Here is a 26,649-nt window from a genome sequence, read left to right as displayed (position 1 = left end):
GTTCGGGTGTGCCCCGGCGTCAGCCGGCCGAGGCGGGCTCCGCCTGCTCGGCCGCCGGTGCCGGCAGCTGCGCGACGGCCACCGGCCGCTCCCGCAGCGACAGCATGACGCGTACGACCCCGATCCACACCAGGCACGAGCCGAACATGTGCACGCCGACCAGGATCTCCGGCGTATCGGTGAAGTACTGCACATAGCCGATGACGCCCTGCGCCATGAGGATCAGGAACAGCTCCCGGGTGCGGTGCAGCGGCCCGACGGGCGCGTCCACGGCCTTCAGGACGAACCAGAGCGCGACGGTCAGCGCCACCACGACCCAGGCGAGGTCCGCGTGCAGCTGGGCGACCATCTTCCAGTCGATGGGGATGCGGTGGACGTCGCTGGAGTCGCCCGCGTGCCGTCCGGCGCCCGTGACCACCGTGCCCACGGCGATCAGGAGCCCCGCCGCGACGGCCAGCAGCCAGGCCAGCTGGGCGACCGCCTTGCCGACCAGCGGGCGCGGCGCCTCGTCGCCCTCACGGATCCGCTGCCAGGTCGTCAGGGCGACCGTGAGCAGCGCGGTGGAGAGCAGGAAGTGCGCCGCGACGGTGTACGGGTTCAGCCCGACGAGCACGACGATGCCGCCGAGCACCGCGTTGCCCATCACGATCCAGAACTGGACCCAGCTGAGCCGGGTGACACTGCGCCGCCAGGGCTTCGCGGACCGGGCCGCGATGATCGCCCAGCCGACGGCCGCGCACAGGACGTACGTGAGCATCCGGTTGCCGAACTCGATGGCGCCGTGGAAGCCCATCGCGCTCGTCGCCGTCAGGCTCTCGTCGGTGCACTTGGGCCAGGTCGGGCAGCCGAGGCCGGAGCCGGTCAGCCGGACGGCGCCGCCGGTCACGACGATGACGACGGCCATCACGATCGCGGACAGGGCCGCGCGGCGCACCGTCCGGGGCTCGGGCGTCCAGCGCTCGGCGATGTAGAGCAGCGGATTGCGCAGGGCTTGAGCGACTTCGGCTCGGGTCAGCTTGGGCACGCGCACCATGGTAGGGCGCCGCTTGTGCAAGCTTTCACGAGGGGGACGAGTTACGCGTAACGGCGACGGAGCGCGGTTGAGGGCTCACTCCCAGACGCGTCCGCCGGCTCACTCCCAGCGGAAGAAACGGGCCGCCGCGCCGAGCCCCAGCACCGTCCAGACCGCGAGGATGCCCAGGTCGCCCCACGGCATCCCGGCGCCGTGCTGGAGGACGTCCCGCAGCCCGTCCGAGAGGGCCGCGATCGGCAGCAGGCCCAGCACCGACTGCACGGCGTCCGGGAACTTCTCCAGCGGCACGATCACCCCGCCGCCCACCAGGAGCAGCAGGAAGACCAGGTTGGCCGCGGCGAGCGTCGCCTCCGCCTTCAGCGTCCCGGCCATCAGCAGCCCGAGCCCCGAGAAGGCGGCGGTCCCCAGCACCAGGAGCAGCAGCACCGCGAGGGGGTTGCCGTGCGGCGACCAGCCCAGCGCGAAGGCGATCACCGTCAGCAGGACCACCTGAAGGACCTCGGTGACCAGCACGGACAGGGTCTTCGCGGTCATCAGCGCCCAGCGGGGCAGCGGTGAGGCGCCGAGCCGCTTGAGCACCCCGTAGCGCCGCTCGAAGCCGGTGGCGATGGCCTGGCCGGTGAAGGCGGTCGACATCACGGCCAGCGCCAGCACGCCGGGCGTCAGGAAGTCGACCGGCTCGCCCGTGCCGGTGTCCACGATGTCCACGGAGCTGAACAGCACGAGGAGCAGCGTCGGGATGACCACGGTCAGCAGCAGCTGCTCGCCGTTGCGCAGCAGCATCCGCGTCTCCAGCGCGGTCTGCGCGGCGATCATGCGCGGCAGCGGGGCGGCGCCGGGCCGGGGGGTGTACGTACCGGCGCTCATGCGCGCAACTCCTTGCCGGTCAGTTCGAGGAAGACGTCCTCCAGGGTGTGGCGCTCGACGGAGATGCCGGAGGGCATCACGCCGTGCTGCGCGCACCAGGAGGTGACGGTGGCCAGCAGCTGCGGGTCGATGTCGCCCGTGATGCGGTACGTGCCGGAGCTCAGCTCGTCCGCCCCGGTGCCGTCGGGCAGCGCCTTGAGCAGCGAACCGAGGTCGAGCCCGGGGCGCCCGGTGAAGCGCAGGGTGTTCTCGGCGCCGCCCCGGCACAGGGCCTCGGGGGAGCCCTGGGCGACGATCCGGCCGGCGTCGATGACGGCGACCTCGTCGGCCAGCTCCTCGGCCTCGTCCATGAAGTGGGTGGTGAGCACCACGCTCATCCCGTCGGCGCGCAGCTCCCGGACGAGGTCCCAGGTGGAGCGGCGGGCCTGCGGGTCGAGGCCCGCGGTGGGCTCGTCCAGGAAGACCAGCTCGGGCCGGCCGACGACCGCCATGGCGAGGGCGAGCCGCTGCTGCTGGCCGCCGGAGAGCCTGCGGTAGGTGGTCCGGCCGCAGGAGCCGAGGCCGAGGCGTTCGATCAGGGCGTCGACGTCGAGCGGGTGGGCGTGCAGCTTGGCCATGTGGCGGAGCATCTCGTCGGCGCGGGCGCCGGAGTAGATCCCGCCCGACTGGAGCATCACGCCGATCCGGGGGCGCAGCCGCGCGGCGTCGGCGACGGGGTCGAGTCCGAGGACCCGGACGGTCCCGCCGTCGGGGCGGCGGTAGCCCTCGCAGGTCTCGATGGTGGTGGTCTTGCCGGCGCCGTTGGGGCCGAGCACGGCGGTGACGGCGCCGGCCGGGATCTCCAGGTCGAGGCCGTCCACCGCGGTCTTGTCGCCGTACCGCTTCACCAGGCCGCTGATCCGGACGGCCGGGCGGGGCTCGCTGTTCATGGCAGACGAGTCTAGGCAGCGGCCCGGAGAGGTACGGCTCCGGGGCTTGATTAGGTAACCCTAAGTGATGGAGAGCACCGTTGATCGTTTCGGACCGTGGTTGTCACGGCCGGAGGAATTACGCAACAATGGCGTTGTGAAATACACGGGCGAGGCTCCTCAGGAGGAACTCGCGACCGGTGAGCGCTCGACGCGCAACCGCGTCGCGCGGTCCATCCTGGACCACGGCCCGTCCACCGTCGCGGAGCTGGCGAAGCGGCTGGGGCTCACCCAGGCCGCCGTGCGCCGCCATCTCGACGCGCTCGCCTGCGACGGCGTGGTCGAGGCCCGCGAGCAGCGGGTGTACGGGGCGCGGACCCGGGGCCGTCCGGCCAAGGTCTTCGCCCTCACCGACTGCGGCCGGGACGCCTTCGACCAGTCCTACGACACGCTCGCCGCGGACGCCCTGCGCTGGATCGCCGAGACCGCGGGCGACGAAGCGGTCATGGCGTTCGCCCGGGCCAGGACCGCCGAGCAGTCGGCGGCCTACCGCGCGGCGATCGAGGCCGCGGATCCCGAAGCCCGTACGGAGGCGCTGGCCAAGGCGCTGTCCGCCGACGGGTACGCTGCTACGGCGCGCAGCGCGCCGGGCCCGCAGCAGGGTGAGCAGCTGTGCCAGCACCACTGCCCGGTCGCGCACGTCGCCGAGCAGTACCCGCAGCTGTGCGAGGCGGAGACGGAGATCTTCTCCAGCCTCCTGGGGACCCATGTGCAGCGTCTGGCCACCATCGCCCACGGCGACGGGGTGTGCACGACGTACATTCCGCGCAGCGGACACCCCACCCCACAGACCACCGATTCAGCATCTGCAAGCACGGCCGGGAGGAACCCCGCATGACGCTCCCCACGGAGACTGCCCACCCTGAGCTCGAGGGTCTGGGCACGTACGAATTCGGCTGGGCCGACTCCGACGCGGCAGGCGCGGCGGCCAAGCGCGGCCTCTCCGAGGCCGTCGTCCGCGACATCTCGGAGAAGAAGAACGAGCCCGAGTGGATGCTGAAGCTGCGGCTCAAGGGCCTCAAGCTCTTCGGCAAGAAGCCGATGCCGAACTGGGGCTCGGACCTGTCGGGCATCGACTTCGACAACATCAAGTACTTCGTCCGCTCGACGGAGAAGCAGGCGGCCTCCTGGGACGACCTGCCCGAGGACATCAAGAACACGTACGACAAGCTCGGCATCCCCGAGGCGGAGAAGCAGCGCCTCGTCGCCGGTGTCGCCGCGCAGTACGAGTCCGAGGTCGTCTACCACCAGATTCGCGAGGACCTGGAGGAGCAGGGCGTCATCTTCGTCGACACCGACACCGCGCTGAAGGAGCACGAGGAGCTCTTCAAGGAGTACTTCGGCACCGTCATCCCGGTCGGCGACAACAAGTTCGCGTCGCTGAACACGGCCGTGTGGTCCGGCGGCTCCTTCATCTACGTGCCCAAGGGCGTCCACGTGGACATCCCGCTCCAGGCCTACTTCCGTATCAACACGGAGAACATGGGTCAGTTCGAGCGCACGCTGATCATCGTGGACGAGGACGCCTACGTCCACTACGTCGAGGGCTGCACGGCCCCGATCTACTCCTCCGACTCGCTGCACTCCGCGGTGGTCGAGATCATCGTGAAGAAGGGCGGCCGCTGCCGCTACACGACGATCCAGAACTGGTCGAACAACGTCTACAACCTGGTCACCAAGCGCGCCGTGGCCTACGAGGGCGCGACCATGGAGTGGGTCGACGGCAACATCGGCTCCAAGGTCACCATGAAGTACCCGGCCGTCTACCTGATGGGCGAGCACGCCAAGGGCGAGACCCTGTCCATCGCCTTCGCGGGCGAGGGCCAGCACCAGGACGCCGGCGCCAAGATGGTCCACATGGCCCCGAACACCTCGTCCAACATCGTCTCCAAGTCGGTGGCGCGAGGCGGCGGCCGCACCTCCTACCGCGGTCTGATCGAGATCGGCGAGGGCGCGCCGGGCGCGAAGTCCAACGTGCTGTGCGACGCGCTGCTCGTGGACACGATCTCCCGGTCCGACACCTACCCGTACGTCGACGTCCGCGAGGACGACGTGTCGATGGGCCACGAGGCGACCGTCTCCAAGGTCTCCGAGGACCAGCTCTTCTACCTGATGAGCCGCGGCATGACCGAGTTCGAGGCCATGGCGATGATCGTGCGCGGCTTCGTCGAGCCGATCGCCAAGGAGCTCCCGATGGAGTACGCCCTGGAGCTCAACCGGCTGATCGAGCTGCAGATGGAGGGTTCGGTCGGCTAGTACGCCGCCGAACACGTCCTGAAGTTCTTGACTGAGAAAGCGAGCACTACGACAGCCATGGCTGAGGCTCAGAACATCCCCGCGGGGTCCACCACCGCCGGTTCCATCGCGGTGGCCGCGGAGTCGACCGTCGCCACGCGCATGAGCGCGCCCCCGTCCTTCGACGTCGCGGACTTCCCGGTCCCGCACGGCCGCGAGGAGGAGTGGCGGTTCACCCCGCTGGAGCGGCTGCGCGGCCTGCACGACGGCACCGCCGCCGCGACCGGCAGCGGTGTGAAGGTCGCCATCGAGGCCCCCGAGGGCGTCGTGGTCGAGACCGTCGGCCGCGACGACGCCCGGCTGGGCAGGGCCGGCAAGCCGGTCGACCGGGTGGCCGCGCAGGCGTACTCGTCCTTCGAGCAGGCCCACGTCGTCACGGTCCCCAAGGAGGCCGTGCTGACCGAGCCGATCCGGATCGCCGTGCACGGCGAGGGCGGTGTCGCCTACGGCCACCAGGTCGTGGAGCTGGGCGCTTTCGCCGAGGCCGTCGTCGTCATCGACCACACCGGTGACGCGGTGCTCGCCGCCAACGTCGACTACGTCCTGGGCGACGGCGCCAAGCTGACCGTCGTCTCCGTGCAGGACTGGGACGAGCGCGCGGTCCACGTCGGCCAGCACAACGCGCTGGTCGGCCGGGACGCCTCCTTCAAGTCCGTCGTCGTCACCTTCGGCGGCGACGTGGTCCGGCTGCACCCCCGGATCGCGTACGCGGGCACCGGCGGGGAGGCCGAGCTGTTCGGCCTGTACTTCACCGACAAGGGCCAGCATCAGGAGCACCGCCTCCTGGTCGACCACAACACCCCGCACTGCAAGTCCAACGTGGCCTACAAGGGCGCGCTCCAGGGCGACGAGGCGCACGCGGTGTGGATCGGCGACGTGCTCATCCAGGCCGCCGCCGAGGGCACCGACACCTACGAGATGAACCGCAACCTGGTCCTCACGGACGGCGCGCGGGTCGACTCCGTGCCGAACCTGGAGATCGAGACCGGCGAGATCGTCGGCGCCGGCCACGCCTCCGCGACCGGCCGCTTCGACGACGAGCAGCTGTTCTACCTCCAGTCCCGCGGCATTCCGGCCGAGGAGGCCCGCCGCCTCGTCGTGCGCGGCTTCTTCGCCGAGCTGGTCCAGCAGATCGGTCTGCCGGACGTCGAGGCCCGGCTGCTCGACAAGATCGAGGCCGAGCTGGAGGCGTCGGTCTGATGGCCTTCGTCAAAGCCTGTGCGCTGAGCGAGCTGGAGGACGACACCCCCAAACGGGTGGAGCTCGACGGCACGCCGGTCTCCGTCGTCCGCACCGAGGGCGAGGTGTTCGCGATCAACGACATCTGCTCGCACGCGAACGTCTCGCTGTCCGAGGGCGAGGTCGAGGACTGTTCGATCGAGTGCTGGCTGCACGGATCGAGCTTCGACCTGCGCACCGGCAAGCCGTCCGGCCTTCCCGCGACGCGCCCCGTCCCCGTATACCCCGTCAAGATCGAAGGGGACGATGTGCTCGTCTCCGTCACCCAGGAGTCCTGAGTCACCCATGGCAACGCTTGAAATCCGCGACCTGCACGTTTCCGTCGAGGCCGACAACGCCACGAAGGAGATCCTCAAGGGCGTCGACCTGACCGTGAAGCAGGGCGAGACCCACGCCATCATGGGCCCCAACGGGTCCGGCAAGTCCACCCTCGCGTACTCCCTCGCAGGCCACCCCAAGTACACGATCACCAGCGGCACGGTGACCCTGGACGGCGAGGACGTCCTGGAGATGTCCGTGGACGAGCGGGCCCGCGCCGGCCTGTTCCTCGCCATGCAGTACCCGGTCGAGATCCCCGGTGTCTCGGTCTCCAACTTCCTGCGTACCTCCGCCACCGCCGTCCGCGGCGAGGCGCCCAAGCTGCGTACCTGGGTGAAGGAGGTCAAGGAGACGATGGCCGGCCTCCAGATGGACCCGTCCTTCGCCGAGCGCAACGTCAACGAGGGCTTCTCCGGCGGTGAGAAGAAGCGCCACGAGATCCTTCAGCTGGAGCTCCTCAAGCCGAAGGTCGCCATCCTGGACGAGACCGACTCCGGTCTGGACGTCGACGCCCTGCGCATCGTCTCCGAGGGCGTCAACCGGGTCCGCGAGACCGGCGAGGTCGGCACCCTGCTGATCACGCACTACACCCGGATCCTCCGGTACATCAAGCCCGACTTCGTGCACGTGTTCGCCAACGGCCGGATCGCCGAGTCCGGCGGCGCCGAGCTGGCCGACAAGCTGGAGAACGAGGGCTACGAGGCCTACGTGAAGGGTGGCGCTGCCGCGTGACATATCTGCCGGGCCTCCTCGACACCGAGGCGATCCGCAAGGACTTCCCCCTCCTGGACCGCACGGTCCACGACGGCAAGAAGATCGTGTACCTGGACAGCGCGGCGACCTCGCAGAAGCCGCGCCAGGTCCTCGACGCCCTCAACGAGTACTACGAGCGCCACAACGCCAATGTGCACCGGGGCGTGTACACGATCGCGGAGGAGGCCACGGCGCTGTACGAGGGCGCCCGTGACAAGGTCGCCGCCTTCATCAACGCGCCCAGTCGCGACGAGGTCATCTTCACGAAGAACGCCTCGGAGTCGCTGAACCTCGTGGCCAACATGCTCGGCTGGGCCGACGAGCCCTACCGGGTCGACCACGAGACCGAGATCGTCACCACGGAGATGGAGCACCACTCCAACATCGTTCCCTGGCAGCTGCTCTCGCAGCGCACGGGCGCGAAGCTGAAGTGGTTCGGCATCACCGACGACGGCCGGCTCGACCTGTCCAACATCGACGAGATCATCACCGAGAAGACGAAGATCGTCTCCTTCACGCTGGTCTCGAACATCATGGGCACGCACAACCCGGTCGAGCAGATCGTCCGCCGCGCCCAGGAGGTCGGTGCGCTCGTCTGCGTCGACGCCTCCCAGGCGGCCCCGCACATGGTGCTCGACGTGCAGGCGCTCCAGGCCGACTTCGTGGCCTTCACCGGTCACAAGATGGTCGGCCCGACCGGCATCGGCGTCCTCTGGGGACGGCAGGAACTCCTGGAGGACCTGCCGCCGTTCCTGGGTGGCGGCGAGATGATCGAGACCGTGTCGATGCACTCCTCGACCTACGCGCCCGCGCCGCACAAGTTCGAGGCCGGTACGCCCCCGATCGCCCAGGCCGTCGGCCTCGGCGCGGCCGTGGACTACCTCTCCTCGATCGGCATGGAGAACATCCACCGCCATGAGCAGGCCATCACCGCCTACGCGGTGAAGCGGCTCCTGGAGGTGCCGGACCTCAGGATCATCGGCCCGGCCACCGCGGAGGACCGCGGCGCGACGATCTCCTTCACGCTCGGCGACATCCATCCGCACGACGTGGGGCAGGTGCTGGACGAACAGGGCATCGCGGTCCGGGTCGGCCACCACTGCGCCCGCCCGGTCTGCCTGCGGTACGGAATTCCTGCGACGACGCGAGCGTCGTTCTATCTGTACTCCACGCCCGCCGAGGTCGACGCCCTGGTGGACGGCCTGGAACACGTCCGGAATTTTTTCGCCTAGACGCGGCTGGGGATTGAACTCGTGAAGCTGGATTCCATGTACCAGGAAGTGATCCTGGACCACTACAAGCACCCGCACGGGCGCGGTCTGCGGGACGGCGACGCCGAGGTGCACCACGTCAATCCGACGTGTGGTGACGAGATCACGCTGCGGGTGCGGTACGACGGCGAGACCCTCGCCGACGTGAGCTACGAGGGCCAGGGCTGCTCCATCAGCCAGGCCAGCGCCTCCGTGCTGAACGAGCTGCTGGTGGGCAAGGAACTGGGCGAGGCGCAGAAGATCCAGGCCGCGTTCCTGGAACTGATGCAGTCGAAGGGGCAGCTGGAGCCCGACGACGCGATGGAAGAGGTGCTGGAGGACGCGGTCGCGTTCGCCGGTGTCTCCAAGTACCCGGCCCGGGTGAAATGCGCGCTGCTGAGCTGGATGGCGTGGAAGGACGCGACGGCGCAGGCGCTGTCCGAAGGGAAGACCGCATGAGCGACAACGAGACCGTGACGACCAAGCCGGCCTCCGAGGAGGAGGTCCGCGAAGCGCTGTACGACGTGGTCGACCCCGAGCTGGGCATCGACGTCGTCAACCTGGGGCTGATCTACGGCATCCACATCGATGACGCCAACATCGCCACCCTCGACATGACCCTGACGTCCGCGGCCTGTCCGCTGACCGATGTCATCGAGGACCAGGCGAAGTCCGCGACGGACGGCATCGTCAACGAGCTCCGGATCAACTGGGTCTGGATGCCGCCGTGGGGCCCCGACAAGATCACGGACGACGGCCGCGAGCAGCTGCGCGCGCTGGGCTTCAACGTCTGAGCCTCCGCGTACACCCGTACGCGCGACAACGGCCCCGGCAACCCGCCGGGGCCGTTTCGGCGTTGTGGGCGCGGGGGCCGCGGGGCAGACTGGCGCCCATGGCCCTTCGCTTCCATCAGCTCGCCGTCGACGCCCACGACCTGCCCGCCCAGGCGCGCTTCTGGTGTGCCGCCCTGGACTGGCGGGTGATCTACGAGGACGGGAACGAGATCGTCATCGGCGCCGACGAGACCGCGCTGCCCGGCATCTGCTTCCTGCCCGTGCCCGAGGACAAGGCGGTCAAGAACCGGCTGCACATCGACCTCTCGCCGGACGACCAGGCCGCCGAGGTCGAGCGGCTCACCGGGCTCGGCGCCCGGCGCATCGAGGTCGGCCAGCCGTCGGACGTGACGTGGGTGGTGCTGGCCGATCCCGAGGGCAACGAGTTCTGCGTACTGCGCCCGAAGAAGACGCTGACCGACTAGGGCGCGTACGGCGGTGGTACGGAGGCGGCCTCGGCGAGGACCGGGGCCAGGTTCTCGGTGCGGATGCGCCGGTCCACGTACAGCAGTCCCGTGATCAGCGGCGGGAACACGGCGACGACCAGCTGGCCCACGAGCTGGCCGAGCACCGCGAGGACCAGGTAGCCGCCCAGGGCGGTGATGATCGCGGCCGGGTGCGTGTTCTCGTCCACGGCGGTGGAGCCCATCGCGCCGGTGAACATGCCGAGGAAGTTGAACGGCAGCTGGATGATGTAGCTCACCGCGGAGGAGATGATGCCCGCGAGGAGCATCATGCCGAAGATCCGCCACCAGTCGCCGCGCACCAGCAGGGCCGAGCGGCGGAGCGAGGCCATGGGGCCCTGGTTCTCGAAGACGGCGGCCGCGGGGGCGAGCGCCAGCCGCACCCAGAGCCAGAGGACCAGCGGGACGAAGGCGAGGAAGCAGACCGCGCCCACGACGATCAGCGTCACCGCGGCCCCGCCGCCGTCCGTGGCGACCGCGGCGATGATGCCCGCGGTGAGCGCGCCCACCGCCAGCACCATCGGCACCATCGTGATCAGCCCGGTCAGCAGCAGCGTGCCGATCACCGCGGGCGTGCGCGCCCAGGCCCGCCGCCAGACCGCGGAGAACGTCGTCGGCCGGCCCAGCACCGCGTCCTGGAGGACCGCCGGCACCGCCGCGTAGACCACGGCCGAGGCGATCACCATCGAGAGGAACCCGAGCAGCACGACCACGCCGAACGCGACGATCACCGGGACCACGTCCTGCGAGGCGGCGGCCTCGCCCTCGTCCAGGTCGAACAGCCGGTCCAGATGGTCCGAGACCGCCCCGTACGCGACGGCGACCGCCACACCCAGTACGACCAGCGCCCCGCCGTACAGCGCCGCGCCCACCGCGAAGAGCTGCTTGGCGTAGCGGCCCAGCGTCGAGAACGCGCCGTTGAATATGTCCCCGAGCTTCAACGGCCCCAGGGGTATGACCCCCGGCTTCGGCGGCATCCAGCCACCGCCACCCCAGCCGCCCCACCCTGCGTCCTGCGCCACTGCCGCTCCCCGCCCATCTGTTCGATCATGTGCTGAACGGACCACGGTAGCGGCAAGGCGTTGCGTACACTCGTACACATGGGATACGGACTGCTCGCCGCGGCCATCGCGGCGGAGGTGGCGGGGACGACCGCCATGAAGTACAGCGAGGGATTCACCCGGCTCTGGCCCTCCCTGATCACCGTCGCCGGTTATCTGCTGGCCTTCTCCCTGCTCGCCCAGACCCTCAAGACCCTGTCCGTCGGCACCGCCTACGCGATCTGGGCGGGCGTCGGCACCGCGGCCGTGGCCCTCATCGGGATGTTCTTCCTGGGGGAGTCCGCCACTCCGCTCAAGGCCCTCGGCGTCCTGCTGGTCATCGCCGGTGTGGTGGTGCTCAATCTGGGCGGCGCGCACTGATGGCCCGGCGGTACGACCCCGAGCGGCGCGACCGGATCATCGACGCGGCGATCCGGGTGGCCGGTGAGCGGGGCATCGCCGGGCTGAGCCACCGCTCCGTCGCCGCCGCGGCCGATGTGCCGCTGGGCTCGACCACGTACCACTTCGCCTCGCTGGACGAACTGCTGATCGCCGCCCTGCGCCGGACCAACGAGAACTTCGCCGCCGTCCTGCGCGAGAGCGCCGCCCTCGCCGACCCGGAAGCGGACCTCGCCACCGAACTCGCCCGGCTGCTCGGGGAGTTCTTCGCGGGCGGGCGCGGCCACGCCGAGCTGGAGTACGAGCTGTATCTCGCCGCCGTACGCAGGCCCGCGCTGCGCCCGGTCGCCGCCGAGTGGACCGACGGCGTGACCGCCCTGCTCCGCCCGCGCACCGACCCGGCCACCGCCCGCGCCCTGGTCGCCCTGATGGACGGCATCTGCATCCAGGTGCTGCTCACGGGCGGCGCCTACGACGAGGCGTACGCCCGCGAGATGCTGGGCCGGGTCGCGGGCTGAGGGAGGCCGTCAGCGGCTGTCCGCGCCCTCCACCGCCGCAGGGCGGCCCGCGAGCGAGGGTGGGAATGCGGGTTCTGGGATCGAATGGGTGACCTTCGGGGTGGTTGCTCGTTGTGCCGGGTGATGCGTTGAACCGGATATGGGGCGGGGTGTGGTGGGTGGGCGATATACGGGAGTTGGCGACGCCGTTCGTGGCGCCCGGGCCCTCCGGTGTGGCGGTGCGGGGCCGACTGAAGTGCCTCACCCCCGAGGACGAGCGGGTGTTGCGGGCCGTCGGCGATTGCCAGGGTGGGCTGGCGTCGCGTGATCTGAAGGCGCGGTGTGCGGTCGGCCTGGATCACAGTGCTGAGTCGTGGGCTTCGCGTAAGCGTGGGTTGACGGGGGTGTCGTCTTCGCGGATTGCTGGGGCGATCACGAAGGCGTCGCATGATCAGTGGGCGCTGGCCCGGCGGTGCCTGGCCGCGCATATCCGTTCGCTGGAGGCCGGGATCAGGACGTTGCGGCACCGGTTGTCGCTCCCGGTCGGGGCCAAGGGGACGAAGCGTGCGGCGGGTGGTTACCGGTCCAGGGGTGAGTGGTTTCACAAGTCCCGCCGTCTCAAGGCCTTGGAGGACCGGCTTGCGGCTGCTGTCGCGGACTGGCGGTCGGGGCGGGTGCGGGTGGTGCGTGGCGGGAAGCGCCTGTTGAACACCCGCCATCATCTGGCCGAGGCTGGGCTGAGCGAGGAGGAGTGGCGGGGGCGGTGGGAGGCGGCGCGGTGGTTCCTGGCGGCGGACGGCGAGTCCGGGAAGCGGTACGGCAACGAGACCATCCGCGTCACCCCGGACGGCCAGGTCAGCATCAAGCTGCCCGCCCCGCTCGCTCACCTCGCCAACAGCGCTCATGGCCGCTACACCCTCACCCACGCGGTCGGGTTCGCGCACCGGGGCGTGGAGTGGGCCGACCGCGTCGAAGGCAACCGTGCCGTTGCCTACCGCATCCATTACGACGCCGGGCGGGGGCGTTGGTACCTGACGGCGTCTTGGCAGAAGCCAGTTGTGCAGACCGTCCCGTTGGATGCGGCGAGGGGCGGGGGTGTGATCGGGGTGGACACCAACGCCGACCACTTCGCCGCCTACCGCCTTGACACGCACGGCAACCCGGTCGGCGAACCCCACCGCTTCGGCTACGGCCTGTCAGGAACGGCCGCGCATCGTGACGCGCAGGTCCGCCACGCTCTCACCCGTCTCCTGCACTGGGCGAGGCAGACGGGTGTCACCGCGATCGCCATCGAGGACCTGGACTTCGGGGCGGAGAAGACGCGGGAGAAGCACGGCCGGAGGAAGCGTTTCCGGCAGCTGATCTCCGGTATGCCCACCGGCAAGCTCAAGGCCCGTCTGGTTTCCATGGCCGCCGCATACGGTCTCGCGATCATCGCGGTCGATCCGGCCTATACCTCGATGTGGGGTGGTCAGCACTGGCAGAAGCCGCTGACCACCTCCCGCCGGAAGATGTCCCGTCACGATGCCGCCGGTATCGCGATCGGGCGACGCGCCCTCGGACACCCGATCCGGCGTCGGACGACACCGCCCCGTGCGCACCAGAGCGATGCGCACGGGCATCGGACCGTCCAGGCCGCACCAGGTGCCCCAGGGCGTGAGGGACCCCGCCCCCGCATTCCCGGACCACGGACACGATCCGTGCCACCGGGCGCGGCGAGAACGCGGGCGACCAGGACACCCAAAACCGTTCGGGATGTCCGCAGTGCCAGGATGTGGGTCCAAGACCCACTCCTGGTCACTGAATAGGAACGGTGATCCTCTGCCTGGAACTGCCCGCCGCCCACGCCCTGCGCGCCCGCGCCCCGCTGGGCATCATCGGCGCCGGACTGCTGCTGGTCGCGGCCGGGTACGCGCTGCTGATCCCGGGCGCCGGGGCCGGATTCGCCGTCCTGATGATGGTCTCCCTCACCCTCGGCGAGATCCTGCACAAGACCCCCGCCACGGGGTACGTCGCCGACCAGGCGCCCGCCCACGCGCAGGGCCGCTTCCAGAGCCTGTACGCGGGCGCCTCGATCAGCGGCCAGGTGCTGGCCCCGCCGCTGGGCGGCGCCCTGTACGCCATCGCGCCCGCGCTGCTCTGGCCCGCCTGCGCGGTCCTCGCCTGCCTGGCGGGGTGCGCGGTCCTGGCGGCCCGGCGGCTGCCCGGGTCTCCCGCGCCGGTCCCGGCGGTGCGTCGCCCGGACGCTGAGACCGGTTCGCCCGTGCGGCCCCGGTCCGGTTAGGTTTCTGGTCATGACCGACACGACTTCCACCCGTACCACCGGCGCCGTCGCCGCCGGCCTCGCCACCATCGCCGGCGACGGTGCCGTCCTCGACACCTGGTTCCCCGCCCCCGAGCTGACCGCCGAGCCCGGCCCGGCCGGAACCGAGCGGCTCAGCCCCGACCAGGCCGTCAACCTGCTCGGCGAGGGCGCCGCCAAGGCCATCGGCGTCGACGCCCGCCGCGGGGTCGAGGTCGTCGCCGTGCGCACGGTCATCGCCTCCCTGGACGACAAGCCGCTCGACGCCCACGACGTCTACCTGCGCCTGCACCTGCTCTCGCACCGCCTGGTCCAGCCGCACGGGCAGAACCTGGACGGCATCTTCGGCCACCTCGCCAACGTCGCCTGGACCTCGCTCGGCCCGGTCGCCGTGGACGACCTGGAGAAGGTGCGGCTCAACGCCCGCGCCGAGGGTCTGTACCTCCAGGTCACCTCCGTCGACAAGTTCCCGCGCATGACGGACTACGTGGCGCCGAAGGGCGTGCGGATCGCCGACGCCGACCGGGTGCGCCTCGGCGCGCACCTCGCCTCCGGCACGACCGTGATGCACGAGGGCTTCGTCAACTTCAACGCCGGCACGCTCGGCACGTCCATGGTCGAGGGCCGCATCTCCGCCGGTGTCGTCATCGGTGACGGCTCGGACATCGGCGGCGGCGCCTCCACGATGGGCACGCTCTCCGGCGGCGGCAAGGAGCGCATCGTGATCGGCGAGCGCTGCCTGGTCGGCGCGGAGGCCGGGGTCGGCATCGCGCTCGGCGACGAGTGCGTCGTCGAGGCCGGTCTGTACGTCACCGCCGGCACCCGGGTCACCCTGCCGGACGGCCAGGTGGTCAAGGCCCGCGAGCTCTCCGGCGCCTCGAACATCCTCTTCCGCCGCAACTCGGTCACCGGAGCCGTCGAGGCCCGCCCGAACAACGCGGTCTGGGACGGCCTCAACGACGTCCTGCACAGCAACGACTAAGCGGCCACGAGGAGTTCCTCGTACGCCGCACGCAGCCCGTCGGACGCCTCGCGCCCGGCGGGCTGCAGCGGTTCGCGGACCGGGCCCGCCGCCAGCAGCGCCTTCGCGGTCACCGTGCCGGGCAGGCCGGACGCCATCATCAGCGCGGTCAGCGGGGCCAGCCGCGCGTTCAGCCGGGCGGCCCCGTCGGTGTCCCCGGCGTCGAACGCGTCCAGTACCGCCCGCATCCGGCCCGGAACCACGTTGGCGACCGTGCTGACGTACCCGGCACCGCCCACCGCGTACAGTGGCAGATTCAGCTCCTCGCAGCCCGAGTAGTAGGCGAGCCCGCCGGCCGCGATCACCCGGGTCGCCGTCAGCAGGTCCTGCGAGCAGTCCTTCACGGCCACGATGCGCGGGTGCTCCGCGAGCCTCAGCATCGTCTCCGGCTCGATGCGGGTGCCGGTGCGGCCGGGGATGTCGTACAGCATCACCGGCAGGCCCGCCGTGTCCGCGATGCGCCGGAAGTGTGCCTCCACGGCCGCCTGCGGGGGCCTGCTGTAGTACGGGGTCACCACCAGGAGCCCGTCCGCGCCCGCCCGTTCCGCCTGGTGCGCCAGCTCGATGGTGTGCCGGGTGTCCGCGGTGCCGACGCCCGCCACCAGCGGCACGTCCGGGCCGACCGCGTCGCGCACCGCGCGCAGCAGGTCCTCCTTCTCCGCGTCGGAGGTGGTGGGGGACTCGCCGGTCGTGCCGCTGAGCACCAGCCCGTCGCAGCCGCCCGCGACCAGCGCCGCGGCGTGCGCGGCGGCGGTCTCCCGGTCGAGGGCGCCGTCGGCGGTGAACGGGGTGATCATGGCGCAGAGGGTGCGGCCGAAAGGGCGCGGGCGGACAGCGGCGGAAGGCGTCATTCCAGCAGTGTCGGCCCGGCTGACCGTGAAGGTCCACTTAGATCTTCTGTGGGTGAAGGTGAAGCAATGCTCAATCATCGCTGGGGGCCGGGTCTCCCGGGCCTCCCGGGCGATCAGAGGAAGAGTTTGAAGCCCTCGTGGCTCGCGGTGAACCCCAGCGAGGTGTAGAAGCGGTGCGCGCCCGTCCGGCTCCGGTCGCTGGTGAGCTGCACCAGCGCGCAGCCGCGCAGCCGGGCCCGCTCGACCGCCGGCTCCATCAGCCGCCGCCCCGGACCGCCGCCCCGGCGGTCCGCCCTGACCCGCACGGCCTCGATCAGCGCCCGCTCCGCACCGCCCTTGCCGAGCCCCGGGATGTAGGTGGCCTGAAGGCAGCCCACCACCGTTCCGTCCGCCTCCAGCACCAGGATCTCGTTGCGCGCGTCGGCCGCGATGTCGGCGAACGCCTTCTCGTGCGCCTCGCCCACCACGACCGACGCGGGGTCCGTCACCGCGTTCTCGTCGGCGAGCAGGGCGAGGACGGCGGGCAGGTCGGGGCGGGTGGCGGTACGCAGATGCACGCCCCGGATTCTGACACGGGCGCCCCGGCGCGGAGCCGGGTGGTCCGGGGCGCCGTGACCCATGCCCGCATTCCGGTCGGCGCGCGGCGAATTGCGTTTAGGCTTGGGGCGTGTTCCGGAAACGCGGCCCCCTGCCGGGCGGCGCGGAACACGTTCTGAGCCCCGGTCCCGTATCCGGCCCGGCGACCGAACCCCGTACGTTCCGAGGAGACCCCCTGATGTCCGCAGAGCGCCCGACCCTGCCGCCGGTCCGGCTGCACACCGAGGCCGAGCTGGCACGGGACGCGCTGGCCGCGCCGCTGCTCGCCCGTGCCGCCCGGCTCGCCCGCTGGGCCGGCCCGGACACCAGGGTCGGCGCCGGCGGCGAACTGGTCGACGCGCAGCTGCCCGCCGCCGCCGAACTCCTCGGCCTCACCCCGGACGAGGACGGCGCGGCCGAGGCCAGCGAGGCGTGGCGGCTCGCCGTGGACACCGGTCTGGTCGACATCGAGGACCCCGCCGCTGAGACGGGCGACCCGGACGACGCCTTCGGCGCGGAGGACGGCTTCGGCGAGGACGACGAGACCGGGGCCGGGGACGAGGAGCCGGCCGGGACCGTCACGCCCGGCGAGAACCTGGCGCTGCTGACCGGGGGTTCACCCGCGGACGTGCTCGCGATCTGGCTCGACGGACTGGAGGCCGCGTACGCCGATGCCACGGCGCCCGCCTTCGACGACTTCGCGGACCTCATCGGCGAGGACGGCTCGGTCGACTTCGACGCGCTCGACTGGGACCCGGAGACCGAGACGGAGTTCCTGGACGGCGTCCTCGGCAACCTCTACCTGCTCACCGTCGGCGAGGGGGCGGACGGGGCGCCCGTGCCGCTGCCCGCGCTCGCCGCTTCGATGATCGTCCCCGACGACATGGGCGAGCCCACCGACGACGTCCTGGAGCAGGTCTCGGACGCGATGATGCGGCTGGACGACCAGTTCCGGGTCCTCGAACCCATCGGCATCGTCGAGTACCAGCCGGTGGACGAGGCGCTGCTGGTCGAGGAGGGCGAGGACGCGCTGTCCCCGGGCGACGAGGAGGACGTCACCCGCTACGGCATGGTCCGGCTGACCCCGCTCGGCCTCTACGGCATCCGCGCCCGGATGCTGGACGCCGGGGTGGACGCCCCGGCGATCGGCGACCTCGCGGACAAGGGCGCCGACGCGCTCCTCGGCGGCGTCGCCCACTACCCGGAGGCCGCGGCCCGCGCTGAGATCCAGCTGTGGCTCACCCGCCGGGGCCAGGACGGCGCCGCCGCCGAACTCCTGGACGCCGCTCGGGGCACGGACGAGCTGGGTCCGCTGCGCCGGCTGCACTGCCAGCAGGCGCTCGCCCTGGTCGGCGCCGAGGCGGAGCCCGCCGTGCGCGCGGTGCTGGGCGACCCGGAGCTGGGCGGCCTGGCCCGGGTCTGGCTCGCCGAGCGTGGCGCGGAGGGCGTTCCGGCGCCCTCGGAGGAGATGATCTTCTGGCTCGCCATCGACACGATCGCCGCCCAGCTGGAGGCCGCCGGCGACCTGGAGGAGCTCCAGGGCCTGGTCGAGGGGCTGTCCGGCCAGCACAGCGGCTTCTTCGAGGAGGCATGGCGCGTCGACCACCCGGCCACGGCGGACGTCCTGGAGGCGATGGGGCGGCTGCACAGCGACAAGAAGCAGGCCAAGGACGCCCGCAAGGCCGCGTTCAAGGCGCGCTCGCGCGGCGGTTCGGCCGACTGAGCGGGCGTACCGCGGCGGGATGAGGGGCGGCCGAAGTTCACCGAACGGGTCGCCCCGAAGTCGTCAGCGGTTCAACTGGTGTTGGGGAACGGGCGGAACGGTGAGGGCCGTCAACAGCACGCCCCCGCAGCACCAGGAGTACGTGATGGCCTTCACGCGCAGGGAATTCACCGCACAGTCCGCCCTCACCGGCGCCGGCATCGCCCTGACCGGAACCGTCGCCGCGCTGGCCACCGCGCCCGGCGCCCTCGCCGCCGGAGGCCCGACGCACGGCCACGGCCACGACGACCACGGTCACGGGCACGACGGTCACGGCCACGGTCATGACCACGGCCCCGGGTACGGCCCGCTGCGCTCCGACCCGAAGGGCATACTCGCGCTGCCCGCCGGATTCTCGTACCGGATCATCACGCACTGCGGGGTCACCAAGCTGGACAGCGGGGAGTACACCCCCTCCAACCACGACGGCACGGCCGCCTTCGAGGGCCCGCGCGGGGTGACCCTCCTGGTCAACAACCACGAGCTGGCCGGCACCCGGGAGGGTTGGGAGCACCCCGTGCCCCTCACCGACGGCCTGGTCTACGACCCGGTCGCGGCCGGCGGCTGCACCGTCGTGGAGACCCGCCGCGACGGCCGCACCGCCGAGTGGGTCGGCATCGCCGGCACCTCGACCAACTGCGCGGGCGGTGCCACCCCGTGGAACACCTGGCTCACCTGCGAGGAGACCGAGGACAAGGCCGGCAAGAACGGCCTCCTGAAGGACCACGGCTACGTCTTCGAGGTCGACCCGTACGACCGGCGCGCCAACCGCTCGCCGCGCCCGATCAAGGCGTTCGGCCGGTACGCGCACGAGGCGGTCGTCATCGACCCCAAGCAGGGCCACGCCTACCTCACCGAGGACGCCTCGGGCCCGAACGGCCTGCTCTACCGCTGGGTGCCGCCGCACGGCTTCCGGCACGGCCGGGGCAAGCTGCGCACCCTCGCCGACGACGCGGGCGTGCTCCAGGCGTTCAAGTGCTTCGACAAGTCCGGCAAGTTCGTGGACGACCTCTCGCGGGCCACGAAGACCGGCACCGTGTACGGCGTGGACTGGGTGGACGTGCCGGACCGCGACGCCAAGTCCGTCTCGGTGCGCAAGCAGTTCGCGGACGGCACGGTCACCCGCGCCCGCAAGCTGGAAGGCATGTGGTGGGCCGACGGCGGCGCGTACATCGTGTCCTCCTTCGCCCGTGACGAGAGCCCCGTCCAGCACGACGGCCAGGTCTGGTTCTACGACCCGAAGCGCCGCACGCTGACCCTGAAGGTGCTTCTCGGCGTCAACCCGGAGCCGTCGAAGGACGGCGCGTTCGACGGCCCGGACAACATCACCGTCTCGCCGTACGGCGGCCTGGTCATCGCCGAGGACGGCGAGGGTGTCCAGCACCTCTTCGGGGCCACCGACAGCGGCCGTACGTACCCGATCGCGCGCAACGAGCTGAACATCGGCAGCGAGGCGGAGCCGGAGTACAGCGAGTTCACCGGGGTCACGTTCTCGCCGGACGGGCGGACGCTCTTCGCCAACATCCAGACCCCGGGGATCATGGTCGCGATCACCGGTCCGTGGAAGCGGCAGCCCAACCGCTAGAGCCTGTCCGGTGGGCCAGGGCCGGATAGGGCGCGGCGTCTGGTGCGCTGCATCGCAAGGCGCCGGGATGTCCTGATCGCGGAGCGATCAGGACATTTCGGTAACGCGGCGAGGTGCCGTGCCAGGCGTCGCGACCCCGGCCGTGGTCCGCCGGACAGGCTCTTAGCTGCGGGGCATGGCGTAGGGGGCCCCGGGGGCGCATACTCGACTTAATGAAACAGTCAGCCGGCTCCCGCCGCCACCTGCCGTCCAGTCCCTTCAACCGCCCGGCCCAGGCGGCCCCACCGGTCGAGTTGTTCGACGTGGGTGACCGGGTCTCGCACGACCAGTTCGGTCTCGGGCGCGTCCTCGCCGTCGAGGGCGACAACGATGCGGTGCTCATCGACTTCGCGGGCCGCCAGGGCCGCATCATGAGCCCGTACTCCAAGCTCACCAAGCTCTGAGGCCGTCACAGGGGCCGTCCGCCAGCCGCGCGGACGGCCCCTGAGTCATGCCCGGGGCCCCTGTGGGGCTCCTACAGCGCCTGGGCGGCCGGCTTGACCATGCCCCGGACGGTCCGCGACTTCACGAAGTCGCCGATGGCGGTCATCTCCCACTCGCCGGAGAACTGCTTGATCAGCTTGGCCATCATCACGCCGGTCTGCGGCTCGGCCCCGGTCAGGTCGAAGCGGACCAGCTCCTCGTCGGTGGCGGCGTCCACCAGGCGGCAGTACGCCTTGGCGACCTCGGTGAACTTCTGGCCCGTGAACGAGTTGACCGTGAACACCAGGCCCGTCGCCTCCGCCGGGATCCGGCCCAGGTCCACGACGATCACCTCGTCGTCCCCCTCGCCCTCACCGGTGAGATTGTCCCCGGAGTGCTTGATCGCGCCGTTCAGGATGGACAGCTTGCCGAAGTAGCAGCTGTCCAGGTGGTTGCGCTGGGGTCCGTACGCGATGACCGACGCGTCCAGGTCGATGTCCTTGCCCCGGTAGGCGGGCTCCCAGCCGAGGCCCATCTTGACCTGGGAGAGCAGCGGGCGCCCCGCCTTGACCAGCGAGACCGTCTCGTTCTTCCGGAGGCTGACCCGGCCCTTGTCCAGGTTGATCCGCCCGGGCACGGCCGGCGCGGGGGCCGCGGGGGCGGCCGGGGGTGCGGGGGTGGCGACCGGTGCCGGGGCGGCGACCGGCGGCGGGGGAGCGGGGGCGGTGACCGCCGGGGCGGCGGGCTCCTCGACCGTGACACCGAAGTCCGTGGCGATGCCCGCCAGGCCGTTCGCGTAGCCCTGGCCGACCGCGCGGACCTTCCAGGCGCCGCCCCGCCGGTAGACCTCCATGATCACGAGCGCGGTCTCGGTGCCCAGCCGGGGCGGGGTGAAGGACGCGAGCACCGTGCCGTCGTCCGCGTTGCGCACGGTGGCGGTCGGTTCGACGCCCTGGAAGGTCCGGCCGGCCTCGTCCGGGCTCGCCGTGACGACGATCTTCTCGATGCCTGCGGGCACCGAGGCGGTGTCCACCACGACGGCGTCCGGCGCGCTGCCGCCGCCGGAGCGGTAGCTGACGCCGGGGCCCGTGGGCTGGTTGTAGAAGATGAAGTCGTCGTCGGAGCGCACCTTGCCGTCGGCGGTGAGCAGCAGGCCCGAGACGTCGAGCCGCACGGGCGCGGCCACGTCCACCGCCACGCGGACGGCGTTCAGCGGGAGGTTCGAGCCGGGTGTCATAGCGGTCATGTCCGGATGAACGAACGACCCGGCTTTGCCGTTCCCTTACCTTCCGGCAGCTTCGCCCGGACGGCGGAAGCCTCCGTTCCGCGCCGGGGTGCCGTCTTCCGTCAGCGGTTGCGCGGGTGGTTGCGCGCGGTGCGCTCGTTGCCGTGCTTGTACGCCCCCGTCCAGCGGGCCATCACCAGCTGGGGGTCGCCCGCCGTCACCTCCGCGAGGAACTTCTCCGCCCGGCCGCCGCGCAGGGTGCCCGCCGGGCGGCCGTGGTGGGTGACGGTGACGCTCGCGTCGCCGTGCTGCTCGTACCGGAATCCCGAGGGTCTCGCCATGACCGCATCATGCCGCGCCGACGCGGTCCGGGCGACGGCATTTCCGCGGCCTCAGTGCGGCCAGACCGGCGGGTTCGTGCAGAAGTGGCCGCCGAGGTGGGCGTGGTCCGGGTTGGCCGGGTCCAGCTCGCCCTGTTCCGCGATGAGCTTCGCCGCGTACGGCTCCGAGTCGTCCTGCGGCTCGTAGCCCAGCGCGCGGGCCGAGGTGAGGTCCCACCACAGCCGGGTGTTGGCCGAGGAGCCGTGGACGACGGTGTGCCCGACGCCCTCGGCGGTGAGCGCGGCGTCGAAGAGCCGGGCGCCGTCGGCCGGGCTCATCCACACCGACAGCATCCGTACGGACGTCGGCTCCGGGAAGCAGGAGCCGATGCGGATGGAGACCGTCTCCAGGCCGTGCAGGTCCCAGTACAGCTGGGCGAGGTCCTCGCCGAACGACTTGGAGAGGCCGTAGAAGGTGTCGGGGCGGCGCGGGGTCCCGATCGGGATCAGCGGGTCGCCGGGGAGCGGGCGCGGGGTGAAGCCCACCGCGTGGTTGGACGAGGCGAACACGACGCGCGGGACACCGGCCTCGCGCGCGGCCTCGTACAGGTTGTACGTGCCCTCGATGTTCGCCCTGAGGATCTTGTCGAAGGAGGCTTCCAGGGAGATGCCCGCGAGGTGGATGATCGCGTCGACCCCGGTCACGGCCGCGCGCAGCGCCTCCCGGTCCCCGAGGTCGGCGGTGATCGCGTCCGGCTCGCCCTCGATCGGCACCATGTCGAACAGGCGCAGCGTGTAGCCGTGGGCGGGCAGCAGCTCGCGCATCAGCGTGCCGAGGCCGCCGGCGGCGCCGGTGAGCAGGACGGTGCGGGGCTTTTCGGCGGGCATGCGGGGTCTCCTCTTGGATCAGGTTCACATGCGTGGACAAGGTATGCGGGGGCTCGGGGAGCGTCAAGGGAACCCGTGGAGGGTTGGTCCGGACCGGGGCGTCGTCGCCTTGACCCCGGAGCCCCGCCGGGCCTAGCTTAGGCATCGTTCATAAATATGGACACCAATCAGAGATGCGCACGCCTCAGGAGGCGCCCGTGAGCTCAGACCCGCTTGCCGCCCGGCTCACCGCCGTTGCCGGGCCGCTCTTCTTCCCCGTCACCGCGTACGACGCGACCGGCTCCGTCGACCTGGACGTCTTCCGGGCGCACGTCCGCCAAGGCATCGACGCGGGCGCGGCGGCCGTCTTCGCGTGCTGCGGCACCGGGGAGTTCCACGCCCTGACCCCGGAGGAGTTCCGGAGCGTCGTCGCCGCCGCGGTGGAGGAGACCGCCGGACAGGTGCCGGTCGTCGCGGGCGCCGGGTACGGCACCGCGCTGGCGGTCCAGTTCGCCCGGCTCGCCGAGGAGGCGGGTGCGGACGGGCTGCTCGCCATGCCCCCGTACCTGGTCCACGCGGACCAGGAAGGACTGCTGGCCCACTACACCGCGCTGGCCGGGGCGACCGGCCTGGAGACCATCGTCTACCAGCGCGACAACGCCGTCTTCACCCCCGAGACCGTGCTGGCCCTGGCGCAGACCCCGGGCATCATCGGCCTGAAGGACGGCTACGGCGACCTGGACCTCATGCAGCGCATCGTGAGCGCGGTGCGCACCGGGCTGCCCGGGCAGGACTTCCTCTACTTCAACGGGCTGCCCACCGCCGAGCTCACCGGCCTCGCCTACCGGGGCATCGGCGTCACGCTGTACTCCTCGGCCGTCTTCGCCTTCGCCCCGGACCTCGCGCTCGCCTTCTACCGCGCCCTGGAATCCGGCGACGACGCCCTGGTCAACGCGCTGCTCGACTCCTTCTACCGGCCGCTCGTCGAGCTCCGGGCCCAGGGCCGCGGCTACGCCGTCTCGCTGGTCAAGGCGGGCGTCCGGATGCACGGTCTGGACGTCGGGCCGGTACGCAGTCCGCTCACCGAGCCGTCCGCCGCCCACATCAAGGAGCTGACGGAGATCATCGCCGCCGGGCGCGCGCTGCTGGAGGAGCGCGGATGAGGACGTCCGCCTTCCTCTACCCCTGGGACGTCGTCGGCGACCCGGACGCCCCCGCCCGCATCGCGGACCTCGGCGTCCAGCAGGTGACCCTCGCCGCCGCCTACCACTCGACCCGGGCGCTGACCCCCCGCCACCCGGGCCACCGCATCGTCACGGCCGAGTACGCGGCGGCCCTGTACCCGCCGGACGAGCACCGCTGGGCGGGACGGGATCTCCGCCCGTACCGGCAGGCGTGGACCGCGTCGGACGACCCCTTCGCGGAGGCTGCCGAGGCGCTGGCCGGGGCCGGTCTCGACGTGCACAGCTGGGTGGTCCTCGCGCACAGCTCACGCCTGGGCACGGACCATCCGGACACCTCGGTGGTCAACGCCTACGGGGACCGCTACCCGTGGGCGCCCTGCATCGCGCGCCCGGAGGTCCGCGCCTACCTGGTGGACCTGGCGGCGGAGGCGGCGGTACGCGACGGGGCGCGGGGCACCGAGCTGGAGTCGTGCGGCTGGTACGGCTTCGCCCATCTCCACGCCCACGACAAGGTGGCCGGCGTAGGGCTCGGCGACGCGGCGCAGTACCTGATGTCGCTCTGCTTCTGCGCCGTCTGCCGGGCCGGTTACGCCGGACAGGGCCTCGACCCCGAGGAGCTGGGCGCGGCCGTGCGCCGCGCGCTGGCACCCGTCTGGTCCGGGTCCGGCTCACCGGACGCGGGCTGGGACGCGGTCGGGAAGCTGCTCGGCGCCGACCTCGCGGAGGCGACGCTGCGGTGGCGCACCGAGGTGGCCCGGAGCCTCCAGGAAGCGGTGACCGGCGCGGTGCGGGCGGTCGCGGCGCCCGGGTTCCAGGTGCTGCTGCACGCCGACCCCGCCCCGTACCGCTGCGGGGCCAACGTGGGCGTCGACGCCGGGCACATCCTGTCCGTGGCGGACGGCGTGGTCCTGCCGTGCACCGGGGCGGACGCGGTGCGGGAGGCGGTGCTCGGGCCGTTCGCGGGCCGGGGGAGCGACGCGGTCGTCGCCGCCAACCTCACCGTGGTGCGCGGCATGGGCGGCAGCCCGGACACGCTGGAACGGGATGCCGCGCACGCCGCCTCGCTCGGCGCGAACCAACTCCGCCTCTACCACGCGGGCCTGGCATCGGACCCGGACCTGGCAGTGGTGGCGGGGGCGCTGTCACGCCTCGGCTGAGACCGGCGGGCCGCCCGGAACCACCCGTTCCCGGCGGCCCGCGGCCAGCAGCAGCCCCGCCGTCAGGACCGCCCCCGCGCCCACCAGCGGCAGCAGCACCGTGACGTCCACCCGCGCCACCAGCCCCGCGCCGATGCCCAGCGCCACCGCGTTCGGCGACATGATCAGGGTGTCGGCGGTCGCGGCCGTGCGGCCCAGGACCGCGTCCGGGGTCTCCCGCTGCACCGCCGTCAGCGCGGCGATCAGCACGCACGGCAGGCCCACCCCGATGAGCGCGCACGCGGTGAGCGCCATCGCGTCGGACGGCACGGCCCGCAGCGCCACCGCGACCCCGAACACCGCGATCCCGGCCGCCCCGAACACCCGCCCCGGCAGCCGGCGCATCAGCGCGCCCGCGAACAGCCCGACCGTGACGGATCCGAGCCCCTGGGCGACCGACAGCACCCCGGCGTACGCGGGGGAGTGGCCGAGGGTGCCGTCCACGACGGCGTACAGCGTCGCCCCGTTGAGCCCGGCGCACAGCATCGTGGCGGAGGCGGCGAGGACCAGGGGGCGCAGCACCGGCGACCCCCACAGCTGCCGCAGCCCGGCCGTCCAGCCACCCGGCCCCATACGGGCGGGCCGGGCCGTCCGGCGTACCCGCAGCAGCGCGTAGAGACCGGCCGCCAGGGCGAAGGAGACCGCGTCCAGGAGCGCCACCGCGCCGCCCCCGAAGCGGGCGTAGAGCCCGGCGCCGGTCAGCGGGGCGACCAGCTTCATGCCCTCGTTCGCCATCATCCGCAGCCCGTTGAAGTCGCCGAGCAGCGCGGCCGGAACCGCCCCCGCCACCACGGCCGACTCCGCCGAGTCCATCAGCACCGAGAGGCACCCGTACAGCAGCAGCACCGTGAACAGCAGCCAGACGCGCCCCTCCGCGCCCAGGAGCGCGAGCGCCGCCATCAGGGCCGCCAGGACGACGTTCGTGCCCACCAGGAGCGGCTTGCGCGGCAGCCGGTCCGCCACCGCCCCGAGCGGCGGGCCGAACAGGACCGGCAGCCAGACCGCGAACAGGGCGAGCGCCGCCAGGGAGTCCGATCCCGTCAGCGACTTGACCCAGATCCCGGCCGCCAGTCGCATCGCCGAACTGCCGAATCCCGAGACCACGACCGCCGCGAGGAACACCCCCGCCGTCCGGTTCCGTAGCACCCGACCCACCGCCATCACACCCACCGCACCCTTCCGACCTGCGCGTTCTTCCTGCGGTCAGGCTGGCGGCTGAGGCCCCGGCGCGGCATCGGGCAGATGCCCTACCCCCGGGAACTCCGGCGCGGCGCACCGGAATCCGTGTACGGCACATGTCCCCGTCCCGTGAACTTCTTTCGTCAGAAGCGTTGACGAAACA

Annotated in this window: 28 protein-coding genes and 1 pseudogene; 19 read left to right on the top strand and 10 right to left on the bottom strand. The window is 71.8% G+C overall.

All coding sequences use genetic code 11. The annotated features are described in order from the left end of the window. Positions 1-19: 19 nt before the first annotated feature. The 3 genes from OHS17_RS07670 to OHS17_RS07660 all read right to left on the bottom strand — a co-directional run bounded on the left by OHS17_RS07670 (position 20) and on the right by OHS17_RS07660 (position 2,829). Positions 20-1,033 (bottom strand): COX15/CtaA family protein, encoded by a 1,014-nt coding sequence (locus OHS17_RS07670; protein ID WP_330311553.1) that lies wholly within the window; start codon positions 1,031-1,033, stop codon positions 20-22. A 99-nt stretch (positions 1,034-1,132) separates the two neighbouring features. After that, positions 1,133-1,900, bottom strand: a complete 768-nt coding sequence (locus tag OHS17_RS07665) for an ABC transporter permease (protein WP_073864703.1) — start codon at positions 1,898-1,900, stop codon at positions 1,133-1,135. Next, positions 1,897-2,829 (bottom strand): ABC transporter ATP-binding protein, encoded by a 933-nt coding sequence (locus tag OHS17_RS07660; RefSeq protein ID WP_330311552.1) that lies wholly within the window; start codon positions 2,827-2,829, stop codon positions 1,897-1,899. Before OHS17_RS07660 ends, OHS17_RS07665 begins: the two co-directional genes overlap by 4 nt. Before the next feature lie 136 nt (positions 2,830-2,965). Between OHS17_RS07660 and OHS17_RS07655 the strand changes: the two genes are divergently transcribed. The 9 genes from OHS17_RS07655 to OHS17_RS07615 all read left to right on the top strand — a co-directional run bounded on the left by OHS17_RS07655 (position 2,966) and on the right by OHS17_RS07615 (position 9,981). Next, the gene (locus tag OHS17_RS07655; RefSeq protein WP_330311551.1) at positions 2,966-3,706 is read left to right on the top strand and encodes a helix-turn-helix transcriptional regulator; all 741 of its coding nucleotides are present in this window, start codon (positions 2,966-2,968) and stop codon (positions 3,704-3,706) included. Continuing rightward, on the top strand, positions 3,703-5,124 hold the full coding sequence (sufB, locus tag OHS17_RS07650; RefSeq protein WP_018104622.1) for a Fe-S cluster assembly protein SufB: 1,422 nt from the start codon (positions 3,703-3,705) through the stop codon (positions 5,122-5,124). Before OHS17_RS07655 ends, sufB begins: the two co-directional genes overlap by 4 nt. 57 nt (positions 5,125-5,181) lie before the next feature. Beyond that, on the top strand, positions 5,182-6,363 hold the full coding sequence (gene sufD, locus OHS17_RS07645; RefSeq protein WP_330311550.1) for a Fe-S cluster assembly protein SufD: 1,182 nt from the start codon (positions 5,182-5,184) through the stop codon (positions 6,361-6,363). Beyond that, the gene (locus OHS17_RS07640; RefSeq protein WP_018555702.1) at positions 6,363-6,680 is read left to right on the top strand and encodes a bifunctional 3-phenylpropionate/cinnamic acid dioxygenase ferredoxin subunit; all 318 of its coding nucleotides are present in this window, start codon (positions 6,363-6,365) and stop codon (positions 6,678-6,680) included. Before sufD ends, OHS17_RS07640 begins: the two co-directional genes overlap by 1 nt. 7 nt (positions 6,681-6,687) lie before the next feature. Continuing rightward, entirely contained in the window at positions 6,688-7,452 is a 765-nt protein-coding gene (gene sufC, locus OHS17_RS07635; RefSeq protein WP_018104625.1) for a Fe-S cluster assembly ATPase SufC, read from the top strand. Beyond that, the gene (locus OHS17_RS07630; protein WP_330311549.1) at positions 7,449-8,705 is read left to right on the top strand and encodes a cysteine desulfurase; all 1,257 of its coding nucleotides are present in this window, start codon (positions 7,449-7,451) and stop codon (positions 8,703-8,705) included. Before sufC ends, OHS17_RS07630 begins: the two co-directional genes overlap by 4 nt. A gap of 21 nt (positions 8,706-8,726) precedes the next feature. Continuing rightward, complete coding sequence (gene sufU / locus OHS17_RS07625; protein WP_018104627.1) at positions 8,727-9,182, top strand: Fe-S cluster assembly sulfur transfer protein SufU; 456 nt, start codon at positions 8,727-8,729, stop codon at positions 9,180-9,182. Next, complete coding sequence (locus tag OHS17_RS07620) at positions 9,179-9,517, top strand: metal-sulfur cluster assembly factor (RefSeq protein WP_018104628.1); 339 nt, start codon at positions 9,179-9,181, stop codon at positions 9,515-9,517. The genes sufU and OHS17_RS07620 overlap by 4 nt, the downstream gene beginning before the upstream one ends. Before the next feature lie 98 nt (positions 9,518-9,615). Next, positions 9,616-9,981, top strand: coding sequence for a VOC family protein (locus OHS17_RS07615; protein ID WP_330311548.1), 366 nt, complete (start codon positions 9,616-9,618; stop codon positions 9,979-9,981). Here the strand turns inward: OHS17_RS07615 and OHS17_RS07610 are convergent. Further along, a complete protein-coding gene (locus tag OHS17_RS07610; protein ID WP_443053224.1) occupies positions 9,978-10,997 on the bottom strand; it encodes a hypothetical protein in 1,020 nt (339 codons plus the stop codon). The genes OHS17_RS07615 and OHS17_RS07610 overlap by 4 nt on opposite strands. Positions 10,998-11,120: 123 nt before the next feature. Between OHS17_RS07610 and OHS17_RS07605 the strand changes: the two genes are divergently transcribed. The 5 genes and pseudogenes from OHS17_RS07605 (at position 11,121) to dapD (ending at position 15,240) form a co-directional block, all read left to right on the top strand. Then, a complete protein-coding gene (locus tag OHS17_RS07605; protein ID WP_018104631.1) occupies positions 11,121-11,441 on the top strand; it encodes a DMT family transporter in 321 nt (106 codons plus the stop codon). Beyond that, complete coding sequence (locus tag OHS17_RS07600) at positions 11,441-11,977, top strand: TetR/AcrR family transcriptional regulator (RefSeq protein ID WP_330311546.1); 537 nt, start codon at positions 11,441-11,443, stop codon at positions 11,975-11,977. Before OHS17_RS07605 ends, OHS17_RS07600 begins: the two co-directional genes overlap by 1 nt. Before the next feature lie 158 nt (positions 11,978-12,135). Then, a complete protein-coding gene (locus tag OHS17_RS07595; protein WP_330311545.1) occupies positions 12,136-13,764 on the top strand; it encodes a transposase in 1,629 nt (542 codons plus the stop codon). After that, positions 13,764-14,240 (top strand): annotated as a pseudogene (locus OHS17_RS07590) (MFS transporter); the annotation flags it as partial. The gene OHS17_RS07595 and the pseudogene OHS17_RS07590, both read left to right, overlap by 1 nt. A 10-nt stretch (positions 14,241-14,250) precedes the next feature. Further along, positions 14,251-15,240: a 2,3,4,5-tetrahydropyridine-2,6-dicarboxylate N-succinyltransferase gene (gene dapD / locus OHS17_RS07585; RefSeq protein ID WP_330311544.1), complete on the top strand. Its 990-nt coding sequence runs from the start codon at positions 14,251-14,253 to the stop codon at positions 15,238-15,240. On the opposite strand, the gene dapA is transcribed toward dapD, so the two are convergent. Together dapA and OHS17_RS07575 are read right to left on the bottom strand one after the other, a co-directional pair. After that, positions 15,237-16,130: a 4-hydroxy-tetrahydrodipicolinate synthase gene (gene dapA / locus OHS17_RS07580; RefSeq protein WP_330311543.1), complete on the bottom strand. Its 894-nt coding sequence runs from the start codon at positions 16,128-16,130 to the stop codon at positions 15,237-15,239. The genes dapD and dapA overlap by 4 nt on opposite strands. Positions 16,131-16,243: 113 nt before the next feature. Continuing rightward, the gene (locus OHS17_RS07575; protein WP_330311542.1) at positions 16,244-16,687 is read right to left on the bottom strand and encodes a GNAT family N-acetyltransferase; all 444 of its coding nucleotides are present in this window, start codon (positions 16,685-16,687) and stop codon (positions 16,244-16,246) included. Between the two features lie 218 nt (positions 16,688-16,905). Here OHS17_RS07575 and OHS17_RS07570 point away from each other — a divergent pair, with 218 nt between their 5' ends. The 3 genes from OHS17_RS07570 to OHS17_RS07560 all read left to right on the top strand — a co-directional run bounded on the left by OHS17_RS07570 (position 16,906) and on the right by OHS17_RS07560 (position 20,496). Then, the gene (locus OHS17_RS07570; protein ID WP_330311541.1) at positions 16,906-18,429 is read left to right on the top strand and encodes a hypothetical protein; all 1,524 of its coding nucleotides are present in this window, start codon (positions 16,906-16,908) and stop codon (positions 18,427-18,429) included. A 145-nt stretch (positions 18,430-18,574) separates the two neighbouring features. Beyond that, a complete protein-coding gene (locus OHS17_RS07565; RefSeq protein WP_330315181.1) occupies positions 18,575-20,053 on the top strand; it encodes an alkaline phosphatase PhoX in 1,479 nt (492 codons plus the stop codon). 212 nt (positions 20,054-20,265) lie between these two features. Further along, positions 20,266-20,496 (top strand): CarD family transcriptional regulator, encoded by a 231-nt coding sequence (locus tag OHS17_RS07560; RefSeq protein WP_018104640.1) that lies wholly within the window; start codon positions 20,266-20,268, stop codon positions 20,494-20,496. Between the two features lie 71 nt (positions 20,497-20,567). On the opposite strand, the gene OHS17_RS07555 is transcribed toward OHS17_RS07560, so the two are convergent. The 3 genes from OHS17_RS07555 to OHS17_RS07545 all read right to left on the bottom strand — a co-directional run bounded on the left by OHS17_RS07555 (position 20,568) and on the right by OHS17_RS07545 (position 22,948). Continuing rightward, the gene (locus tag OHS17_RS07555; RefSeq protein ID WP_330311540.1) at positions 20,568-21,761 is read right to left on the bottom strand and encodes a TerD family protein; all 1,194 of its coding nucleotides are present in this window, start codon (positions 21,759-21,761) and stop codon (positions 20,568-20,570) included. Between the two features lie 101 nt (positions 21,762-21,862). Next, positions 21,863-22,081, bottom strand: coding sequence for a hypothetical protein (locus OHS17_RS07550; RefSeq protein ID WP_330311539.1), 219 nt, complete (start codon positions 22,079-22,081; stop codon positions 21,863-21,865). A gap of 51 nt (positions 22,082-22,132) precedes the next feature. Continuing rightward, positions 22,133-22,948, bottom strand: a complete 816-nt coding sequence (locus OHS17_RS07545) for an NAD-dependent epimerase/dehydratase family protein (protein WP_330311538.1) — start codon at positions 22,946-22,948, stop codon at positions 22,133-22,135. 197 nt (positions 22,949-23,145) lie between these two features. Between OHS17_RS07545 and OHS17_RS07540 the strand changes: the two genes are divergently transcribed. Beyond that, on the top strand, positions 23,146-24,090 hold the full coding sequence (locus OHS17_RS07540) for a 5-dehydro-4-deoxyglucarate dehydratase (protein ID WP_330311537.1): 945 nt from the start codon (positions 23,146-23,148) through the stop codon (positions 24,088-24,090). Further along, positions 24,087-25,268 carry a hypothetical protein gene (locus tag OHS17_RS07535; RefSeq protein WP_330311536.1) on the top strand — a complete coding sequence of 394 codons (1,182 nt, stop codon included), beginning with the start codon at positions 24,087-24,089 and terminating at the stop codon, positions 25,266-25,268. Before OHS17_RS07540 ends, OHS17_RS07535 begins: the two co-directional genes overlap by 4 nt. Here OHS17_RS07535 and OHS17_RS07530 read toward each other — a convergent pair. Beyond that, positions 25,254-26,468, bottom strand: a complete 1,215-nt coding sequence (locus OHS17_RS07530; protein ID WP_330315180.1) for an MFS transporter — start codon at positions 26,466-26,468, stop codon at positions 25,254-25,256. The two genes, OHS17_RS07535 and OHS17_RS07530, sit on opposite strands and share 15 nt — an antisense overlap. Positions 26,469-26,649 lie beyond the last annotated feature (181 nt).

The organism is Streptomyces sp. NBC_00523, assembly GCF_036346615.1.
Taxonomy (GTDB): Bacteria; Actinomycetota; Actinomycetes; order Streptomycetales; family Streptomycetaceae; genus Streptomyces.
This window is presented reverse-complemented; position numbering and strand designations above follow the sequence as displayed.

What these genes read in the sequence shown, in the direction of transcription:
- OHS17_RS07600 (WP_330311546.1), top strand. Translation starts at nt 11,441, where the DNA reads ATGGCCCGGCGGTACGACCCCGAGCGGCGCGACCGGATCATCGACGCG.
- OHS17_RS07550 (WP_330311539.1), bottom strand. Translation starts at nt 22,081, where the DNA reads ATGGCGAGACCCTCGGGATTCCGGTACGAGCAGCACGGCGACGCGAGC.
- OHS17_RS07570 (WP_330311541.1), top strand. Translation starts at nt 16,906, where the DNA reads ATGTCCGCAGAGCGCCCGACCCTGCCGCCGGTCCGGCTGCACACCGAG.
- OHS17_RS07545 (WP_330311538.1), bottom strand. Translation starts at nt 22,948, where the DNA reads ATGCCCGCCGAAAAGCCCCGCACCGTCCTGCTCACCGGCGCCGCCGGC.
- OHS17_RS07660 (WP_330311552.1), bottom strand. Translation starts at nt 2,829, where the DNA reads ATGAACAGCGAGCCCCGCCCGGCCGTCCGGATCAGCGGCCTGGTGAAG.
- OHS17_RS07620 (WP_018104628.1), top strand. Translation starts at nt 9,179, where the DNA reads ATGAGCGACAACGAGACCGTGACGACCAAGCCGGCCTCCGAGGAGGAG.
- OHS17_RS07530 (WP_330315180.1), bottom strand. Translation starts at nt 26,468, where the DNA reads ATGGCGGTGGGTCGGGTGCTACGGAACCGGACGGCGGGGGTGTTCCTC.
- OHS17_RS07565 (WP_330315181.1), top strand. Translation starts at nt 18,575, where the DNA reads ATGGCCTTCACGCGCAGGGAATTCACCGCACAGTCCGCCCTCACCGGC.
- dapA (WP_330311543.1), bottom strand. Translation starts at nt 16,130, where the DNA reads ATGACGCCTTCCGCCGCTGTCCGCCCGCGCCCTTTCGGCCGCACCCTC.
- OHS17_RS07555 (WP_330311540.1), bottom strand. Translation starts at nt 21,761, where the DNA reads ATGACCGCTATGACACCCGGCTCGAACCTCCCGCTGAACGCCGTCCGC.
- dapD (WP_330311544.1), top strand. Translation starts at nt 14,251, where the DNA reads ATGACCGACACGACTTCCACCCGTACCACCGGCGCCGTCGCCGCCGGC.
- sufB (WP_018104622.1), top strand. Translation starts at nt 3,703, where the DNA reads ATGACGCTCCCCACGGAGACTGCCCACCCTGAGCTCGAGGGTCTGGGC.
- OHS17_RS07535 (WP_330311536.1), top strand. Translation starts at nt 24,087, where the DNA reads ATGAGGACGTCCGCCTTCCTCTACCCCTGGGACGTCGTCGGCGACCCG.
- OHS17_RS07640 (WP_018555702.1), top strand. Translation starts at nt 6,363, where the DNA reads ATGGCCTTCGTCAAAGCCTGTGCGCTGAGCGAGCTGGAGGACGACACC.
- sufD (WP_330311550.1), top strand. Translation starts at nt 5,182, where the DNA reads ATGGCTGAGGCTCAGAACATCCCCGCGGGGTCCACCACCGCCGGTTCC.
- OHS17_RS07560 (WP_018104640.1), top strand. Translation starts at nt 20,266, where the DNA reads ATGAAACAGTCAGCCGGCTCCCGCCGCCACCTGCCGTCCAGTCCCTTC.
- OHS17_RS07605 (WP_018104631.1), top strand. Translation starts at nt 11,121, where the DNA reads ATGGGATACGGACTGCTCGCCGCGGCCATCGCGGCGGAGGTGGCGGGG.
- OHS17_RS07670 (WP_330311553.1), bottom strand. Translation starts at nt 1,033, where the DNA reads ATGGTGCGCGTGCCCAAGCTGACCCGAGCCGAAGTCGCTCAAGCCCTG.
- OHS17_RS07610 (WP_443053224.1), bottom strand. Translation starts at nt 10,997, where the DNA reads ATGCCGCCGAAGCCGGGGGTCATACCCCTGGGGCCGTTGAAGCTCGGG.
- sufC (WP_018104625.1), top strand. Translation starts at nt 6,688, where the DNA reads ATGGCAACGCTTGAAATCCGCGACCTGCACGTTTCCGTCGAGGCCGAC.
- OHS17_RS07665 (WP_073864703.1), bottom strand. Translation starts at nt 1,900, where the DNA reads ATGAGCGCCGGTACGTACACCCCCCGGCCCGGCGCCGCCCCGCTGCCG.
- OHS17_RS07615 (WP_330311548.1), top strand. Translation starts at nt 9,616, where the DNA reads ATGGCCCTTCGCTTCCATCAGCTCGCCGTCGACGCCCACGACCTGCCC.